We start from the raw sequence: 904 nt of genomic DNA on the forward strand, positions 1-904 counted from the left end.
TTAAACAAGAGAAGTAAAACCCAACGTCAAAAGCCAACTGCGGGGCGTTCAATGCCCCCTCTGCGTGTGAAAACAATGGCGGTGATCTCGCATCTTCGACGATCAGCTTTTCAGCCGCTGCAGCTGCAGTGCCTGCGATAAAAGACTGGCGGTTCAGGGCGGTGAGGGGTTTAGGGATATATGAAACGACGAAAGGCCCGGCGGCCTTCCTGTGGTGCTTCTCTGTAGGCTTCCGTGTGCCGCCTTATCATGCCCTGGCGGGCATCACTTAGGCTTGCCGCTTCTGCGGGCTATGTGCTCTTTTAGACGCTCCTCCCCCTGTTTTTCAAAGGCTTCATTGTCGAACTTCGCAAGCTTGGTGCGCTCTTCGTCTGCTCTACGTTTTAAAGCTGTAATCATGTCTATCGCATCATTTTCTTTTCTCGCATCTTTAGCAGCAATATAAAGCCTCATATATTTCAACCTCACATTGAACCCACCTTTTTTTAACTCTTCTATATCGAATGGTATTTTATATTTATTCAACAACGCTATAAGCTTTTTAATATCCATACTTCTCGCCCTCTCTTTTATTTTGTCTTCTTCTTTTTCATCTTTTGTTTTTACAGGAATAACGCCTCTGCTTTTCAATCTCATTATTTTTAAACGCATGTTTGTTTGAAAAATATAAAGCTTGTCATTTTTCACAAATATAAAAATAAAGAAAAGAATCATAAAAAAAGAAAGCACTAATAAACCAATCAAATCATCATTCATCTTCACCCCTCAACGCTTTCATTTGAGCGTCATGATCAGCTTGCTGTTGTTGTTTCATGCGCTGATTCATCTTATCTTTTGCGTTATTCATTTCTTTTAATGATGCGTTAGCAGCATCATTTGAACCGATCATTAAGCTCACAAACCA

General features: G+C 41.3%; 1 protein-coding gene. It reads right to left on the reverse strand.

The window, feature by feature from the left end:
- Positions 1-264 precede the first annotated feature (264 nt).
- Entirely contained in the window at positions 265-756 is a 492-nt protein-coding gene (locus WH277_RS00705; RefSeq protein ID WP_339503793.1) for a hypothetical protein, read from the reverse strand.
- Positions 757-904 lie beyond the last annotated feature (148 nt).

Source organism: Erwinia sp. MYb416, assembly GCF_037479575.1.
GTDB lineage: Bacteria > Pseudomonadota > Gammaproteobacteria > Enterobacterales > Enterobacteriaceae > Erwinia > Erwinia rhapontici.

What these genes read in the sequence shown, in the direction of transcription:
- WH277_RS00705 (WP_339503793.1), bottom strand. Translation starts at nt 756, where the DNA reads ATGAATGATGATTTGATTGGTTTATTAGTGCTTTCTTTTTTTATGATT.